This is a genomic window from Streptosporangium sp. NPDC048047 (assembly GCF_040653115.1).
In the GTDB taxonomy this organism is placed as follows: domain Bacteria; phylum Actinomycetota; class Actinomycetes; order Streptosporangiales; family Streptosporangiaceae; genus Streptosporangium.
The window spans coordinates 18,213-37,148 of record NZ_JBEZNH010000071.1; the positions used below are offsets into that span (position 1 = coordinate 18,213).

Consider the following 18,936-nt stretch of genomic DNA (forward strand, 5'->3'; position numbering starts at 1 on the left):
TGACTCCATTCAGTTCGTTGCGTAGGTGTAGAAGCCCCGGCCGGACTTGCGTCCGTGCAGGCCGGCGTCGGTCATCTGCTTGAGCAGCGGGCAGGGCCGGTACTTGCTGTCGGCGTAGTGCTCGTAGAGCACCTCGACGCTGTAGAGGATCGTGTCCACGCCGATCAGGTCGGCGGTCTCCAGCGGCCCCATCGGGTGGCCGAAGCAGCTGCGGAAGACCTCGTCGACCGACTCGGCGTCGGCCACGCCCTCGTGGACGAGGTACGCGGCCTCGTTGACGGTGAGCATCAGGACCCGGTTGGAGACGAACCCGCAGGAGTCCTTGACGTCCACCGCCTTCTTGCCCATGGCGGTCAGCAGGTCGCGGGTGCGCCGCACCGTCTCCTCGGAGGTGTGCACGCCGGGGATGAGCTCCACGGCCGGCTTGGCGGGCACCGGGTTCATGAAGTGCACGCCGACCACCTTGTCGGGCCGCTTGGTGACGGAGCCGACCTTGGTGATGGGGATGGCGGAGGTGTTCACCACGAAGACGGTGTCAGGGCCGCAGGCGGCGTCGAGCGTCTCGTACACCTGCCGCTTGGTGTCCCAGTCCTCGGTGACGTTCTCGATGACGAGGTCGCACTTGGCCGCGCCCGCCGCGCCCACGGCGGTGCTGATCCTGGACAGCACCTCGTCGACGTCGAGGGCCGGACCGCCCATGAGGCGGCTCATCCTGGTGTTGCGGGCGATGGCCGTCAGCGCCTCGCTCAGGATCTTCTCGTCCTTGTCGACCAGCACCACGTCGTGGCCGGTCTGGGCGAGGTTCTGGGCGACGCCGACACCCATGACACCGGCGCCGATCACTCCGATCAGGCTCATGTCCGCTCCGTTCCGCTCATGTGGGTCTTGCCTCTCATATGTGGGTCTCCTGAGGTTGGCGTGCGCGCCTCCGCGCGGCGGAGGCTTCGAGGCCCGAGCGGCGCAGCTGGGCGCGCACGTGGCTGCCGCCGTCGGCGTCGGCCTGCGCGGGCGCCGTGCCCGAGACCGCCGCCTCGACGGTCCGGCTGAGCGCCGCCACGGTGGGGGCCTCGTAGAGGATGTGCGGGGGCAGTTCGTCCAGGCCGAAGGCCCGCCGTACGGCGGCCACGATCGCCACGCCGAGCAGCGAGTTGCCGCCGAGCTCGAAGAAGTTGTCCAGGGCGCCCACCCGGTCCAGCCGCAGCGACTCCCGCCAGATCGCGGCCGTCTTCTCCTCGGTGGGGCCGGTCGGCTCCTGGTAGGAGATGACCAGCTCGGGCCTGGGGTGCAGGTCGCCGCCGCCCATGTCGGGCGAGGTGACGGCCTCCAGCGTGAAGCGGGAGCTGCCGCGGATGAGGGTCGGGTAGTCCTGGGTGGAGATCACGACGCGCGGCTCGCCGGAGGCCAGGGCCCGCCGGAGCGAGCGCCAGCCGTCCGCGAAGCCGATGCCGACCCTGGCCCGGTTCCGGCGGAAGAAGTCGCGCAGCTCCTCCTCGTACCCGGCCAGGCCGGCCTCCCAGGCGTTCCACGTCCACTCGCCCCAGTCGACGGCGACGACGCGGCGGCCGGTGGCGGCCAGCCTGCAGGCGTAGCCGTCGAGGAAGGCGTTGGCGGCGCAGTAGTCCACCTGGCCGGGGCCGCCGCCGGTGGCGGAGGTGATGGAGGAGAACAGGACCAGGAAGTCCAGTTCGACCTCGTCCGGCTCTCCGATGCGCAGCGCCTCGGCGAGGGCCAGGGTTCCGGCGACCTTGGGGGCGAGGACGGCGTCCAGCTCCTCGGGCCGTTTGAACTGCATGAGGCCCATGCCGGGGACGCCCGCGGCGTGCAGGACGCCGTGGAGCGCGCCGAAACGGGCCAGGGCCGCGTCCACGGCGCGGCGCGCGTCGGCGGCGTCCGCCACGTCGCCGACGACGATCTCGACCTCGGCTCCCAGGTCGATCAGGTCGCGGACCTGGGCGGCGCGCCGCTTCGCGGTCTCGTCGTGGTCGGTCTCGCCGTGGTCGCCGTCCTCCGGCGGCAGGCCGGTCCTGGCCAGGAGGACCAGTTTGGCGCGGTGCTCGCGGGCCAGGTGCTCGGCCAGGCCGAGCGCGATGCCGCCGAGGCCGCCCGTGATCAGGTAGACGCCCTCGTCGCGGAAGGGCTCGTCCTGCGGTACGGCGGGCAGCTGCTCGTAGTCCGGGAGCCAGCGGCGGCCGTTCCGCAGGGCGACCGTGCGGTCGGACTGCGGGCGGGCCAGCTCGGCGGCCAGCGCGGCCAGGTCCGCGGGCGCGGGTGCGCCCGGGAGGTCGATCAGGCGGGTGGTCACCCCCGGGTACTCCAGGGGGATCACCAGGCAGGGGCCGGTGAGGGTGGCGGCCTCGGGGCGGGTGACCTCGTTGCCGACGACCTGCTGGGTGCCGGAGACCACGACGTCCAGGGACCAGTCGGTGACGCCCGACTCCCCCGCGGCCCCGGCCAGGGCGACGAGGGTGTGGAGACCGCGGACCGTGACGTCGCCGACGCCGTCGATTCCGCCGGTGCCGCCGCCCGGTTCCAGGGCCCACAGGTGCAGGACCCGGTCCAGGGGACGGCCCGCGGCCCTGAGGTCGCGGAGCAGGGCGCGCAGGTCGGCGACGTCGCCCGGCCTGACGGTGTGGTCGCCGTCCGGGGTGGTCGTGTAGGCGTCGCCGGCGCGGACCAGGGTGACGGTGGCGCCGGTGGCCCTGAGGTTCTCGGCGACGGCGGCGGCCGGGCCCTCGCCCGTGAAGACCAGCCAGGAGCCGGGGCCCTCGGCGGCGGGGGCGGGGGGCGCGGTCTGACGCCAGACGGGGAGGTGGAGCCAGCGGTCCTCCGGGAGCCTGGGGAGGCTCGTGATGGCGTCGAAGATGTTGTCCGGCTCGGCCGCCGCCTCGATCGCGGGACGGCGCGGGGCCGGGGGCTCGATCCAGTGGCGCTGCCGCTGGAAGGGGTAGGTGGGCAGCGGGATCCGGCCGGGTACGGCCTCCGCGGTCCGGTCGGCGGCGTCCCGGGCCTGGCCGCCGCCTTGGGCCCGGCCGCCGCCTTGGGCCCGGCCGCCGCCTTGGGCCTGGCCGGCGCCCTGGGCCTGGCCGTTCGCCGGGTTCCTGCCGTGGTAGGCGTCCCAGTCGACGGTGACGCCGCACAGCCAGAGGCGGGCCAGGCAGTCGGCCAGCGCGAGGTCGCCCGCCCTGCCGTCGCTCGCGGCGGGCAGCGTGTGGGTGATCAGCGGCCAGCGCTCGGGCGGGCAGCCCGCGCCGCGGACCAGCGCGCCGAGCGACTGCCCGGGGCCGATCTCCACGACGGCCAGCTCGGGGTCGGCCAGCACCGTGCCGACGCCGTCGGCGAACCGGACGGTCGCGCACATGTGCCGCGCCCAGTAGCCGGGGTCGCACACGAGCGCGGCGTCGGCGACCTCGCCGGTCACGTTCGAGATGTACGGCAGGCTCGGCGCGTTCAGCCGCACGTTGGCCGCCACCCACCCGGTCAGCTCGTCGCTCAGCGGCTCCAGCATCCGCGAGTGGAAGGCGTGGGTGGTCTCCAGCGGGCGGCACGGCACCTCGGCCGCGCGCAGGTCGGCGGCCAGCCGCGTGACCGCCTCACCGGGCCCGGCGACCACCGTGACCTGCGGGCCGTTGACGGCGGCGACGTCCAGGCCGCGCTCCTCCAGCCGGAAGCGGCGGCGCAGCCGGTCCACCGGGAGCGACACGGCGAGCATGGCCCCCGCGGGGAGGCCGGCGATGAGGCGGGCCCGGTGGGCGACCAGGGCCAGGGCGTCCTTCAGCGACAGGACGCCCGCCAGGGTCGCGGCCACGTACTCGCCGAGGCTGTAGCCGAGCATGAGGCGCGGGGTGACGCCCCAGGAGATGAGGGTGCGGGCCAGGGCGTACTCGACGGCGAACAGCGCGGGCTGGACGACCTCGGTGCGTTCGAGCGCCGCGGCCCGGCCGCCGCCCGCGCCGTCGCCGGAGCCGTCACGGCCGTCACGGCCGAGCAGGGCGGCCAGGTCCGCGCCGCCGCCACGCTCGCCCGTGAGCAGGCCGGCCAGCTCCGGCAGGTCGTCGCCGAGCAGCGCCAGGCACTCGTCGAAGGCGGCGCGGAAGGCCGCTTCGTGGCGGTACAGGTCGCCGGCCAGGCCTGGGTACTGCTCGCCGACGCCGTCGAAGAGGAACACGACCCCGCGCTCCTGGACGGTCTCGACCCGGCCCAGCAGGCCGGTCCGCTCGCCGAGCGCCTTCGCCGCCGCGGCGACGCCGTCGGTGACCAGGGCGCGCCGGTGCTCGAACGTCTTGCGCCCGGCCTGCAGCGTGTACGCCACGTCGGCCAGCCGCGTGGCCGGCTCGGCGGCCAGGTGGCGTCCGAGGCGCTCGCACGCCTGGTCCGCGGCCTCGCCGGTGCGCGCCGAGACGGGCAGGACGTGGTGACGGTGCGCGGACGGTTCGGCGTCCTCCCTGACCGGGGGCTGCTCGACGACCATGTGGACGTTGGTGCCGCCCATGCCGAGCGAGTTGAGCCCGGCGATGCGGGGGCGGTCGCCACGGGTGCGCCAGCGGGACAGCTCGGTGTTGACGTAGAACGGGCCGTCCTCGAAGTCGATCTCCGGGTTGGGGGTCGTGTAGTGGAGGCTGGGCGGGATCACGCCCTCCCGCAGCGCCAGCGACGTCTTGATCAGGCCGCTGGCCCCCGCCGCCCGGTCCAGGTGCCCCACGTTGGTCTTCACCGAGCCGATCGGGCAGTAGCCCTTCTCTCCCGTGGCCCCGAAGGCGCGGGCCAGCGCGGCCACCTCGATCGGGTCGCCCAGCTCGGTCGCGGTCCCGTGCGCCTCGACGTAGCTGATGTCGTCCCCGGTGACGCCCGCGTCGGCCATCGCGTCGGCGATCACCCTGGCCTGCCCCACGACGCTGGGGGCGGTGTAGCCCACCTTGAGCGCGCCGTCGTTGTTCATGGCCGAGCCGCGGATCACGGCCCAGATGTGGTCGCCGTCGCGGACGGCGTCCGGCAGCCGCTTGAGCAGCACCACGGCCGCGCCGTCGCCGAACATGCTGCCCTTCGCCCGCGCGTCGAACGTGCGGACGTGGCCGTCGGGCGACTCCTGGCCGCCGGGGCCGTACAGGTGGCCGACCCGGTCCGGGACGCGGATGGAGACGCCGCCCGCCAGGGCCAGCTCGCACTCGCCGTTGCGCAGGCTCTGCACGGCCAGGTGCGCGGCCACCAGCGACGTGGAGCAGAACGTCTGGACGGCGACGCTGGGACCGTACAGGCCGAACAGGTAGGAGACGGTCGTGGTCAGGGCGTCCTTGTCGTTGCCCATGATGACCTCGAAGTCGGTGAACTCCTGCTGGTCGCCCTCCAGGAGCCGGGCGGTCTGGCGGAGCAGGTAGGTGCTGATGTTGGAGCCGCCGTACACGCCGACCCGGCCGCGGTGCTCGGGGGCGGCGTACCCGGCCTGCTCCAGGGCCTCCCAGCACACCTCCAGGAAGGCCCGCTGCTGCGGGTCGGTGATCGCGGCCATGCGGGGGCTCATGCCGAAGAACGCCGCGTCGAAGCCGGCCACGTCGTCGAGGACGGGGCGGGCGGGCACGTACGCCGGGTCCCTCACCAGGTCGGGGGTCACCCCGGAGGCCAGCAGCTCCTCCTCGGTGAAGAAGCTGATGGACTCCACGCCGTCGCGCAGGTTCCGCCAGAACGCCCCCACGTCGGGGGCGCCGGGGAAGCGGCCCGCCATGCCGACGATCGCGATCCCGCGGTCGTCGTCCTCGCCCCCGCCGGAGGCCGGGGCCCGCTCCACGACCCGTGCGGGGACGGGCGCGGGCTCGGAGCGTTCGTCGAGGATGGCGGCCAGGGCGTGCACGGTGGACGCCTCGAACAGCGTCACGGTGGGCACCGCGACGCCGAACCGCTGCTTCACCAGCGCCAGCATCTGGATCGCCACCAGCGAGTTGCCGCCGAGGTCGAAGAAGTTGTCCCGGGTGCCGACCGGCTCCACGCCGAGCACCTCGGACCAGAGGCCGGCGAGGTCGCGCTCGGCCCGCGTGAGGGGCGGCGTGTACGGCTGGGGCAGCTCGGGGCGCGGGAACCGGTCCGCGCCGGCCGGGAGCGTCGCGGCCGTCGCGGCCGTCCTCCCCGGCAGCCGGTCGTCCAGACCGCCCGCGGCCACCACCAGGGAGGGGCGCGGGGCGGCGAGCAGCCGGTCGAAGGCCGCCAGCCCCTCGGCGTCCGACATGGAGTGCGCGGCCATCGACGCGCCCAGTCCGCCCTCGATCCTGCCGAGGGTGACCGACCAGGTGTCCCAGCTCGCGGCGACCCAGGCGGGGTTGCGGTGCGCGAGCGCGGTGAGGGCGGCGTTGGCGGCGGCGTACGAGCCGAACGTGATGCCGCCCAGCAGGGCCGACGTGGAGGAGAACAGGACGCAGAAGCCGTAGGGCTCCCGGAGTTCGGCCAGCACCCGTTCCAGGACCAGGGCTCCGGTGACCTTGGCGGCGAAGTGCCTCTCCAGGGCGCCGGAGTCGAGGTCGCGGAGCGGGCGGAAGGTGTCCGGCGAGGTCTCGGCGGCCAGGTGGACGACGCCGCCCAGGGGGTGGCGGCCGTTCCCGGTGACGTCGGCGATCATGGCGCGCATGGCGTCGGCGTCGGTCACGTCCACCCGCGGGGTGAGCACCTCGGCGCCGAGGTCGCGCAGGCGGGCGACCGCCCGGTGACGGGGGTGGTCCGGGTCGGCGGGGAGGCCGCGGCGGCCGGTGAGCACGATCCGGCCGGCTCCGGCCCCGGCCAGGTGCTCCGCCACGAGCAGGCCGACGTCACCCAGGCCACCGGTGATGAGATACGTACGGCCGGCGGTGATCCCGGGGGTGGTCTCGGGCTCGGGGGCCGGCTCGGGGTCGGTGTAGGCGCGGGTGAGGCGGACGCCGTCGCGGTGGGCGACGAACGTGTCGCCGCCGCCGTGGCGGATCTCGGCGGCGATCGCCCGCGCCGCCTCCTCCGGGTCCGAGCCGGGGGCGAGGTCGAGGACGGAGCAGTCGAGGGTGAGGTACTCCTGGCCCGCGACCATGGGCAGGGTGGCCGCGGCCGCCTGGGCGGGGTCGGGGGTCTCGCCGTCGGCCACCGCCTGCCCGCCCCGGGTCGCGACCAGGACGCGGGTGCCGTCGCCGCCCTCCTCACCCCAGGCGGACAGCAGCCGGGCCAGCGGGAGGACGGCGTCGCGGCCGTCGGCGTGCCGGTCGCCGGGGCCCTCGGGGTCGCGGTCGAGCAGGCGCAGGTCCACCACGACGGCGGCGTCACCCAGGCGCCGGGCCAGAGCCACGTGCTCCTCCGCGGACCCGAGGCCGAGGGTGTGCTCACCGGCGGGCGTCCCGCCGGCCGGCACGGTCACGACCTCGTTCCCGGCGGCCCGCAGGGCGCGGCCCACCGCCTCGGCGGTCTCGCCCCGCTCCGCCACCAGCACGCATCGTCCCGTCGGAAGTCCCCGGGCGTCGGCGCCGGGCGAGGCCGCGAGCGGCGCCGGCGTCCAGGCGGGGGTGAGGACGCGCACGTGCGCGGAGGGCCGTTCCTCGGCGGGCGCAGGCGACGCGGCGGACGTGGAAGGCACTGACGGCGCGGAGGACGCGGGGGCGTCCACCCAGTAGCGGTCGCGCTGGAAGGGGTAGGTGGGGAGGCCGACCTTGGCCGCGGGCCGGTCCCCGCGGAAGCCGGTCCAGTCGAGCGGCACGCCCGCCAGCCACAGCCGGCCCGCCGCCTCCGCGAGGACCTCCTCGGCCGGGCGGGGGTCGCCCGCGCCGGGGAGGGCGGGCACGATGAGGGGCCAGCGGCCGGGGTCGCAGTCGCGGTGGCCGCGGGCCATCACGCCCAGTGACGGCCCGGGTCCGATCTCCAGCAGCGCGGCGCCGGCGTCGTGGCCGAGCAGCGTCGCCAGCGCCTCGTCGAACCGGACGGGCGCGCACATGTGCTCGGCCCAGTACGCCGGGTCCGTCGCCTGCCCGGCCGTGACGAACTCCCCCGTGACGTTCGACACGTACGGCGTCCGCGGCGCGCGGAGCGTGACGTTGGCCGCGATCCACGCGGTGAGCCGCTCCCTGATCGGCTCCATCATGCGCGAGTGGAACGCGTGCGTCGTGGCGAGGGGACGGCACGGCACCCCGTCCGCCTCCAGCAGTTCGCGGGCGGCGCCCATGGCCGCCGGCTCGCCGGACAGCACGGTGAGCCGCGGCCCGCTGACCGCGCCCACGTCGAGCCCCGTGATCCCGGCCCGGCGCAGGCGGTCCGCGAGGTCGGGGGCGGGCAGCGGGACCGCGCTCATCGCGCCCTCGGGCAGCTCGCCGATGAGGCGGGCCCGGTGGGCGACGAGGGCGAGGGCGTCCTCCAGTGACAGCACGCCGGCCAGGGTGGCGGCGACGTACTCGCCGAGGCTGTACCCGACCATCGCCGCGGGCCGGACACCCCACGAGATCACGAGCCTGGCCAGGGCGTACTCGACCGCGAACAGCGCGGGCTGCAGCACCTCGGTCGGGGTCGCGGCGGGGAGGGCGGCGCGGCCGAACACGCCGCCGTCACCGTCGTCGCGGCGCGGGCCGAGCATCTCGGCGAGCGGGTCGGCGCCGCCCATGAGCCCGCGCAGCACGTCCCGGCACTCGTCCAGCACGTCGCGGAAGACCGGTTCGGTGCGGTGCAGGCCGGCCGCCATTCCCGGGTACTGCTCGCCGGTCCCGGCGATGAGGAAGGCCACGGGCCGGTCGTCGCGGTCCTCGGAGCGGCCCAGGACGCCGGCCGGCTCGCGCAGCGCGGCGGCGGCCTCCTCCGTGGAGGAGGCGACGAGCACGCGGCGGTGGGCGAACACCCGGCGACCGGTCTGGAGGGTGCGGGCCACGTCGGCCAGCCGGTGCCCGCGACCGTCCCCGGCCAGGTGGTCGGCCAGGCGGGCGGTCATGGCGTCGGCCGCCTCGGCAGTGCGGGCGGACCAGACCAGCGGCTCCGGGCGGGGCCGCTCCTCACCGGGCCGCTCCCCGGTCCCGGGCGCGGGCGGCGCCTCCTCCAGCACGACGTGCGCGTTGGTGCCGCCGATGCCGAACGCGCTCACCCCGGCCCGCCGGGTCCGGCCGTCCTCGCGCGGCCAGGGACGCAGGTCGGTGACCACGTCCAGCGCGGCCTCGCCACCGGCGAGCTGCGGATTCGGCTCGGACAGGTTGAGCGTGGGCGGGATCTCGTCGTGGCGGAGCGCCAGCGCGGCCTTGATCAGGTTCGTGACCCCGGCGGCCCGGTCGAGGTGACCGAGGTTCGTCTTGACCGACCCGATCAGCAGCGACCGGCCGCGGAACACCTGCTGGAGCGCGGCCAGCTCGGCGGCGTCGCCGAGCGCGGTGCCGGTGCCGTGCGCCTCCACGTAGTCGATGTCGTCGGGCGTGAGGCCGGCGGCGGCCAGCGCCTCGGCCATGACGGCGGCCTGGCCCTGCACGCCCGGCGCGGTGAACCCGACCTTGCGCCCGGCGTCGTTGTTGACCGCCCAGCCGCGGATGACGGCGTAGACCTGGTCGCCGTCGGCGAGCGCGTCCTCCAGCCGCCGCAGCGCGACCACGCCGACGCCGCTGCCCAGGGGCGCGCCGAGCCCTCCGGCGTCGAACGCGCGGCACTCGCCGTCGGGCGGCGCGATGCCGCCCTGCTGGTACAGGTAGCCCACCCGGTGCGGCACGTCGACCGCGACGCCGCCGGCCAGTGCCAGGTCGCACTCGAACCCCGCGAGGCTCGTGGCCGCCGCGCACACCGCGACGAGCGAGGTCGAGCAGTAGCTCTGCACGCCGTACGCCGGTCCGGACAGGCCGAGCGCGTGGGCGACGCGCGTGGTGAGGGAGTCCTTGTCGTTGGCCAGGCCGAGCGCGAGGGCGCCCATGACCGCGCCGACGCCGCTGGGGATGAGGTTGTTCTGCATGTACGAGCTGTGCGCGCACCCGCCGAACACCCCGATGGAGCCCTCGAACCTCGCGGGGTCGCAGCCCGCGTCCTCCAGCGCCGTCCAGCTGTGCTCCAGGAACAGCCGGTGCTGCGGGTCGAGGATCTGCGCCTCCTTGGGGCCGAACCCGAAGAACGCCGCGTCGAACAGCTCGACGCCGTCGATGACCGGGGCGGCCTTGACGTACGCGGGGTCGGAGAGCACGTCCTCGGGCACCCCGGCGGCGCGCAGCTCGTCGTCGGTGAAACGGGTGATCCCGGACCGCCCCTCCCGGATGACCGACCAGAGTCCGGCGACGTCGGACGCGCCGGGGAAGCGGCCGGACATCCCGACGATCGCGATGTCGGTGCCCGGACCTTCGATGTCGTCGTTCACGTCTCGCGTCCTCTTCTCCGTTGCTCGGACGGTGGTCATTTCCGGGGGCCGGACCTCGCCCGGCGGCGCCGCTGCCCCCTCGCCGAACCGGCGGTGAGCGCCTCCCGGGCGGCGGCGCCGTCGTCGTGCAGGGCCGCGGCGAACTCGGCCACGGTCGGGTGCTCGAACAGCACCGCGGGCGGGACGGGACGGCCGAGCCGCTTCTCGACGGCCATCACCATCGCCATGCCGAGCAGCGAGTTGCCTCCGAGGTCGAAGAACGGGTCGTGGACGCCGACCCGGTCGATGCCGAGGTAGGCCCCCCACAGCTCGGCGATCTCGGCTTCGGCGTCGGTCCTGGGCGGCGCGTAGTCGGTGCGGAGCTGCGGGCGCGCGAACCGTTCGCCCTGGGGCACGACGGTCGCGCCCCCGACCAGTTCGTCCAGGTCGAGCATGGACGTCCAGGCGTTCAGCACCTCGCGCAGCGGCTGCCGGACGGCCAGGACGTTGCCGTGGTCGCCGGCCAGGATGCGGTCCAGGAACGCGCAGCCGGCGTCGTCGGGGAAGCCGTACCGCGCGCGGTAGTCGGCCACCCGGTCGGCCAGGCCGCCGCCCGCCGGCGACGTGAGTCCTTCGGACTGCCACACGTCGTGCCGCCAGGGTCCCCAGGCCACCGAGACGACGCGGGTGGAGGGGGCGACGGCGGCCAGCGCCTGGCCGTACGCGTCGAGGACGGTGTTGGCGGCGCAGTAGTCGGCCTCGCCGACGCCGCCGAACGCGGTGACGGCCGAGGAGTAGAGCACCAGGACCTCGGGGCGGTCCTCGGCGGGGGTCCCGGGGCCGACCAGCTCGGTCAGCGGGCCCATGGCCAGCACCTTGGGGGCCAGCACGCGCCGCGCCTCGTCCGGGGTGCGGCGCCGCACCATCCCGCTCGCCGGCAGCCCGGCGGCGTGGACCACGCCGTGGAGGCGGCCGAAGTGCCTCCGCGCCCGGCGCAGGGCGTCCCGCAGCTGTCCGGGCACGCCCGCGTCCGCCGTGAGGAGCAGCACCTCGACGCCCAGGGCTTCGAGCTCGGCGACGTCCCGCAGCGTCCCGGCCGCCCTGTCGTCACCGGGCGGGACGCCGTCGCGGGACAGCGGGGTACGGCCGACCAGGGCCAGGCGGCGGACGCCCGCGCGGGCGAGGTGCCGGGCGAGGGCCATGCCGAGGCCGCGGGTGCCGCCGGTGATGAGGTACGCGCCGTCCGCCCGCCAGGGCGACGACGGTTCGGGCCGGTCGGGGACGCGGGCCCAGTGGCGGACCCAGCGGCGGCCGCGGCGCACGCCGGTCAGGGGGTCGGCCGCCTCGGGGGTGCCGTCCTCCTCCGGCGGCGTGAGGAGCTCGCGGGCGAGCTGGGCGGCCACGGCCGTGGCGGGGGAGTCCTCCTCCGCGTCCAGGTCCACGCCACTCCAGGTCAGGCCGGCGTACTCGTGGCGGGCGGCCCGGCCGAGGCCGTGGACGAGGGACCGGTGGGGGGCCGGCACGTCGCCGCCGAGGATCTCGGTGGCGCCCCGGCTCACGGTGAGCAGGCGGCCCGGCCGGTCGCCCAGCGCGTGCAGCGTCAGCAGGAGGCTGTCGAAGCCGTGCCCGACGGCCTCCCGCAGCTCCTCGTCGTCGGGCAGCCCGTCGGCCGCGGCCAGGCTCCACAGGTGGGCCACGTGCACGGGGCCCGGGGGGAGCCCGGCGAAGACCTCGGCGTACTGCCCGGGCGAGGCCGGGTCGATGACGAGGCGGCGGCCTTCGTGCCGCGGCCCCTCCCCCGCGACGCCCGCCGTCACCTCCACCACCGGGGTCCCGGAGGCGGCGGCCAGGTCGGCGAGCGCCGATCCGGCGCCGCCGGGGTCGGCGAAGACGACGAGCGGGCCGGGGAGCGCGAGCGCGGCGGGGAGCGCGCCGGCGGCCGGGTCGCGCCGCCACGCGGGAACGAAGGCGTGATCGCCGATCCCGGCGTCGCCGGGCCGTCCCGCCTCGGAGGGCTCGGAGGGCTCGGGGGCCGTCCGGGACGGCCGGGCGTGCCGGGCTGCGGGCTCCGGCCAGAAACGGGTGCGCTGGAACGGGTACGCCGGCAGGCTCAGCACGCGGCCGGCACCCGGGTCGACGCGTTCCCAGCTCACCCCGGCACCCAGCTCCCACAGCGCGCCGCAGGCGTTCAGCAGGTCGGCGTGGGCGTCGCGCGGCCCGGTGGTCGTCCAGAACGGCGGCAGCGTCCCGATGACGGCGGCCGGGCCGCCGGTCATGGTCTGGCGTACCAGGCCGCCGAGGGTCTGGCCGGGGCCCAGTTCGACGAACGCGGTCACGTCCTGGTCCAGGCAGTGGCGCACGCCGTCGGCGAAGCGGACCGTGCCGACGAGCTGGTCCGCCCAGTAGGAGGTGCCGGTGGCCTGCTCGGCGGTGAGCGGGCGGCCGGTCAGGTTGGACACGACGGTGACGGCGGGGGCGTTCCGCCGGACCGTCTCCAGCACCGCGACCAGCTTCTCCCTGGCCGGCTGGAGCAGCGAGGAGTGGAAGGCGTGGGCCGAGCGCAGCGGGCGGCAGGCCAGGCCCTGGCCGGTCAGCACGGCGGTCGCCTGCTCGATCTCCGCGGGCGGGCCGCTGAGGACTGTCATGGACGGGCCGTTGAGCGCGGCCACGTCCACCTCCACCCCGGCGGCGGAGAGGGCGGCGCGGATGGGGGCCTCGGGGGCGGCCACCGCGACCATGCGCCCGGCGGGGGCCGCGTCGATGAGGTGCGCCCGCTCGATCACGACGTGCAGGGCGTCCTCCAGGGAGAACACCCCGGCCAGGCAGGCGGCGACGTACTCGCCGAGGCTGTAGCCGACGAGCAGGTCGGGGGTGATGCCCCAGTGACGGAGCAGGCGGGCCAGCGCGTACTCGACGGTGAAGAGGAAGGGGTGCGCCACCGGGGCGTGGCCGAGCGGGTCGTCGGCGCCGTCCCGGCCGTCGTCCCCGCTGCCGTCTCCACCGCCGTCCCTGCCCAGCATGGCGGCCAGGCCGGCGGACGGGGCCGCCGGCCGCTCGGCCGCGAAGTACGGGCGCAGGTTCACCCCCGAGTGGCGTTCCACCAGGTCGGCGCACTCGTCCACGGCGGCGGCGTAGGCGGGCTCCCGGGCGTACAGCTCGCGGCCGAGGCCGGCGTAGTGGTCGCCCACGCCGGGGAGGAGGAAGGCCAGGCGCGCGTGGCCGGTGACCCGCCGGCCGCCGCCGTCGCCGTCGGCGACGGCGCGAAGCCCGCGTACGGCGTCGCCGAGGCCGGCGCAGACGAGGGCGCGGCGGTGGTCGAGCTCGGCCCGGCCGGTCCGCAGCGTGTGGGTGAGATCGCCGAGCGCCGTGCCGGGCCGCTCCTCCAGCCAGTCCGCCAGCCTGCCGGCCTGTTCCCGCAGCGCCTCCGCGCTGCCGGCCGACACCGGCACCACCCGGGGCCGCTCCTCCCCCGCCGGGCCGGCGGAGGACGGGGCCGGGGAATCGGAAGCGGACGTGACGGGCGCGCTCCCGCCTGAAGGGGACGGGACCGGCGCGACGGCTTCCAGGACGACGTGGGCGTTGGTGCCGGAGAGGCCGAAGGAGCTCACGCCGGCCAGGGCGGGGGCGTCGCGGCGGGGCAGCGGGGTGGCGGCCGTCACCGGCTGGACGGTGCCGTCGGCGGGCACGGCGGCGCCCGGGGTGGTGAGGTTGAGGGTGGGCGGGATCAGGCCGTTCTCCAGCATCAGGATCGTCTTGATGACGCCCGCGACCCCGGCGCCCGCCTGGGTGTGGCCGATGTTGGTCTTGACGGCGCCCACGCGCAGCGGCCGGCCCGGGTCGCGTCCGCCGAACACGTCGTGCAGGGCCGACAGCTCGATGGCGTCCCCCAGGTGGGTGCCGGAGCCGTGCGCCTCCACGTAGTCGACGTCGTCGGGGTTCACCCCGGCCGCCGCCAGGGCACGGGTGATGACGTCGGCCTGGGCGCGCCGGCTGGGCGCGGTGAGGCCGTTGCTGCGGCCGTCCTGGTTGACCGCCGAGCCGCGCAGGACGGCCCGGATCCGCCGGCCGGCGGCGATCGCCTTCGACAGCGGTTCGAGGACGACCATGCCGCCGCCCTCGCCCATCACGTACCCGTCGGCCTGCTCGTCGAAGGTCTTGCACCGCCCGTCGGAGCACATCATCAGACCGGCGCACGCCTGGAGGTACACCGTGGGGTGCAGGGTGAGCGAGGCGCCGCCGGCGAGGGCCAGGTCGCACTCGCCCCGGCGCAGGCTCTCGGCGGCCAGGTGGATGGCGATCAGCGAGGAGGAGCAGGCGGTGTCCACGGTGAGGGTGGGCCCCATCAGGTCGAGCTGGTACGCGATGCGCCCGGCCGCCACGCTCGCCACCGCCCCCTGGCCGAGGTAGGGGTCGGAGACGACCTCGTCGCCCTGGAGTTCGAGCTGGAGCCTGCCGTACTGGAGCGTGTCCATGAAGCCGACCATGACGGCGGTGCGGCTGCCGGCCAGCCGGGACGGCGCGAGCCCGGCGTTCTCCAGTCCCTCCCAGGCGAGTTCGAGCAGCAGCCGCTGGTGCGGGTCCATGCGCAGCGCCTCGCGCGGGGACAGGCCGAAGAACTCGGCGTCCCAGCCGGTCACGTCGTCCAGGAACGCGCCGTACCTGGTGTACATGGTGCCGGGCACGCCGGGCGACGGGTCGTAGTACGCGTCGACGTCCCAGCGCGAGGGCGGCACCTCGCCCACCGCGTCGTCGCCCCGCCGAAGCAGGTCCCAGAAGTCCTCCACGGTGGCGCCGCCGGGGTAGCGGCAGGCCATACCGACGACGGCGATGGGCTCGTGACGGCGCTCCTCCAGCTCGGTGAGGCGCTGGCGGGTCTGGGCCAGATCGACGGTCACGCGCTTGAGGTATGCGCGGAGTTTTTCCTCGGTCCCCATCGGCGGAGCCTTTCCGGTCGCGGTCGTGGTCACAGTTCGTTGTCGATGAGGGCGAAGATCTCCTCGTCGGAGGCTGAATCGATCTTGTCCATCACTCCGCCGTGCGGCGCCGTGGCCGAGCCGAGCCTGGCGAGCGCGCCCTGCAGGATCGGCATGAGACGGCCGCGGATGGAGTCGGCCTCCCCGTTGGCGCTCGCGAGCGCCTGGTCGATCCGGGCGAGGGCGTCGCGGAGCGTGTCCTCGGGCGCCGCCTCCGGCGGGGCCAGGACGGTGGACAGGTGCTGGGCGAGCGTGGTGATGGTGGGGTGGTCGAAGACGAGCGTGGCGGGCAGCCGCAGGCCGGTGTCGGCGTTGAGCCGGTTGCGCAGCTCGACGGCGGTCAGGGAGTCGAAGCCGAGTTCGTTGAAGGGGCGGTTCACGTCGACGCTGCCGGCGCTGCCGTGCGCGAGCACCGCGGCGACGTGGCCCTGCACGGTGTCGACGAGCAGGCGCAGCGCGTCGGGCCGGGGCAGGGCCGCCATGCGGTCGGCGAGGGTGGCGTCGCCCGTCCGCGCCGCCGAGGACGCCGCCTTCCGGGTCATGCGGACGAGGCCGCGCAGCATGGGCGGCAGGTCGCCGTTCTCGGCCCTGGTACGCAGTCCGGCGGCGTCCCAGCGGGCCGCGACCACGAGCGCGTCGTCACCGGTCAGGGCGGCGTCGAACAGTTCCAGCCCCTGGTCCGGGGCCAGCGGGGCGATCCCGGACCGCGTCAGCCGGGCCACGTCGGCGCGGCTGAGCCCGCCGGTCATCCCGGAGTCCTCGGTGTCCCACAGTCCCCAGGCGACCGACACGGCGGGAAGCCCCTGCGTCCTGCGGTGCGCCGCGAGAGCGTCGAGGAAGGCGTTGGCCGCGGCGTAGTTGCCCTGACCGGCGTTGCCCAGCACCCCGGCCAGCGACGAGAACAGCACGAACACCGACACGGGGTGGTCGCGGGTCAGCTCGTGCAGGTGCCAGGCCGCCTCCGCCTTGGGCGCCAGCACGGTCGCCAGCCGATCCGGGGTCAGATCCCCCACCAGGGCGTCGTCCAGGACACCGGCCGTGTGCACCACGCCGCTCAACCGGACGTCGGCCAGCACCGCGGCCAGCGCATCGCGGTCGGCCACGTCACAGGCCGCCACCGCCACCCGCGCCCCCAGGGCCTCCAGCTCCGCGACCAGCTCACCCGCGCCGGGGGCCCGCGGGCCGCGCCGCGAGACCAGCAGCAGGTCCCGCACCCCGTGCCGCACCACCAGATGCCGGGCCGTCAACGCACCCAGGCCACCGGTCCCGCCGGTCACCAGAACCGTCCCCTCCGTCACCGGGACCGGCCCGGCCGCGGGACCGCGGCGGACCAGGCGGGGCGTCAGGAGCCGGCCGTCCTCGACGCGGACCTGCGGCTCACCGGCGGCGGCGATCCCGGTCCAGTCGGCGTACCCGTCGGGGACCTCGGCCAGGAGGAAGCGGCCCGGCTGCTCGGTTTGCGCCGACCGCACCAGCCCCCACACCGCCGCACCCGCCACGTCACCGGGCCGGGTGACGAACATCAGCGGGGCGCCGTCCTCCGGGTGGGAGGTGACGGCGGTCAGGACGCGGGCGGTCAGATCCCTGACGGCGGCGGGCACGTCCGGCTCGTCGCTCACGCAGGGGATCACGACCGGCTCGGGGACTCCGGCCGCTAGGGACGCCGCGTCCACCCAGTCCACGCCGTACCGGGCGAGGGAGGTGGGGGCGGCGGCGCGGGGCGCGGCGGCCCTCGTGCGCAGGGCGTCGATCGAGAGCACCGGGGCGCCGGTGGCGTCGGCGGCCTGCACGACGACGTCCTCCCCGGTCACGGACAGCCGTACGCGGAGGGCCCGGGCCTCGGCGGCGTGGAGCCGTACGCCCTGGAAGGCGAACGGCAGGCGCAGTTCCCCGTCGTCACCGGCCAGCAGCAGCGGGTGGAAGGCGGCGTCGAGGAGGGCGGGGTGGATGCCGAACCCGGTCGCGTCCACGCCGTCGGGCAGGGCGACCTCCGCGTAGAGCTCCTCGCCCGCCCGCCACATCGCGCGCACGCCCTGGAAGGCGGGGCCGTACTCGTAGCCCTGCTCGGCCAGGCGCTCGTAGCCGTCCGTGATCTCCACGGGGACGGCGGCGGGCGGGGGCCAGGCGGCGGCCCAGCCGTGGCCGGCGGTGGGCGCGGTCTCCCCGGCGACGGCGCCCGAGGCGTGCCGCTGCCAGGCGTCGGCGTCCGCGTGGCGGGAGAACACGGCGACGGCGCGGCGCCCCTCGGCGTCCGGCGGGTCAAGAGTGATCTGTACGGTGACCGTACCCGTCTCGGGCAGGTACAGCGGGGTCTCGATGATCAGTTCGTCGAGACGGTCGCCGCCCGCGTGGGCGGCGGCCTCCAGCGCCAGTTCGGCGAAGGCGGCCCCGGGCAGCAGGACACCGCCCTCCACCGCGTGGTCGGCCAGCCAGGGCGCCGTCCGGTGGGAGAGCCGGCCGGTGAGGACGTACCGGTCGTCGGCCACGGACACGACGGCGCCGAGCAGCGGGTGCCGCGAGCCGTCGACGCCCGTGCCGGCGGGACCGACCGCCGCCAGACCGTCGCCGAGCCAGTAGCGGTCGCGCTGGAAGGCGTAGGCGGGCGGGCTCACGGCGGGACGCGGACCGGATCCCAGGACCGTCGTCCATGACACGGACGCGCCCAGCGTCCACGCCTGGGCCAGGGAGAGGAGCATGCGGCGCGGGCCGCCCTCGTCGCGGCGCAGCGACCCGCACACCCCGGCCCCGATCCCGGCGGCGTCGCAGACGTCGGTCACGTCGCCCGTCAGCACGGGATGGGGGCTGGCCTCGATGAACATCGGGCTGCCGCCGTCGCCGGCCACCCGGACCGCCTCGTCGAACAGCACCGGGCGGCACAGGTTGTCGATCCAGTACGTCTCCGTCAGGGTCGTGCCCTCGACGAACGCCGCCTCCACCGAGGAGCAGAACCGCACGTCGCCCTCGACCGGCCACACCCCGGCCAGCGCCTTCTCCAACTCGGGGGAGAGGACGCGCATGTGCGGGGTGTGGCTGGCGTAGTCCACGGCGATCCGGCGGACCCTGACGCCCTCGTGCTCGGCGAGCTCGTCCAGGGCGGTCACGTCGCCGGCCACCACGCAGCTCCCCGGGCCGGACCGGACGGCCACCCAGAGGCGGTCCCGCCACCGCGTCCCGATCAGCTCGCCGGCCTCGGCGGCGGGGAGGTCCACGGCGGCCATCCCGCCGGTGCCGGCCATCCGGGTCAGGGCCCGGCTGCGCAGCACGACCACGCGCGCCGCGTCCTCCAGGGAGAGGATCCCGGCCACGGACGCCGCGGCGATCTCGCCCTGTGACTGGCCCACGACGGCCTGGGGCTCCACCCCCGCCGCCCGCCACACCGCCGCCAACCCCACCATGACCGCCCACAACACCGGCTGGATCACCTGCGACCCCACCAACCCCGGCGCCCCCACCACACCACGCAACACCCCAGAGGCCGACCACCCCGTCAACGGCTCCAACACCGCATCACACCGCTCCACCTCCCCCCGGAACACCGCACAACCATCCAGCAACCCCACCGCCATCCCCGCCCACTGCGACCCCTGACCCGGAAACACGAACACCGGACGCACCCCACCAGCCGCCACCCCCGCCACCACCGAACCATGAACCTCCCCCGACGCCACCGCCCCCAGCCCC

The 18,936-nt window shown here is 75.9% G+C and carries 4 protein-coding genes; all 4 read right to left on the bottom strand.

All coding sequences use genetic code 11. The features are described 5' to 3' along the window. Positions 1 to 9: 9 nt before the first annotated feature. From AB0D67_RS35015 to AB0D67_RS35030, 4 genes are read right to left on the bottom strand one after another with little or no spacing between them, the layout of a single operon-like run. Positions 10 to 858, bottom strand: coding sequence for a 3-hydroxyacyl-CoA dehydrogenase NAD-binding domain-containing protein (locus AB0D67_RS35015; RefSeq protein WP_362945512.1), 849 nt, complete (start codon positions 856 to 858; stop codon positions 10 to 12). A 34-nt stretch (positions 859 to 892) separates the two neighbouring features. Continuing rightward, a complete protein-coding gene (locus AB0D67_RS35020) occupies positions 893 to 10,303 on the bottom strand; it encodes an SDR family NAD(P)-dependent oxidoreductase (RefSeq protein ID WP_362945514.1) in 9,411 nt (3,136 codons plus the stop codon). A gap of 35 nt (positions 10,304 to 10,338) precedes the next feature. Beyond that, positions 10,339 to 15,216, bottom strand: coding sequence for an SDR family NAD(P)-dependent oxidoreductase (locus AB0D67_RS35025; RefSeq protein WP_362945516.1), 4,878 nt, complete (start codon positions 15,214 to 15,216; stop codon positions 10,339 to 10,341). A 29-nt stretch (positions 15,217 to 15,245) separates the two neighbouring features. Further along, a complete protein-coding gene (locus AB0D67_RS35030; protein ID WP_362945518.1) occupies positions 15,246 to 18,821 on the bottom strand; it encodes an SDR family NAD(P)-dependent oxidoreductase in 3,576 nt (1,191 codons plus the stop codon). Positions 18,822 to 18,936: the final 115 nt, after the last annotated feature.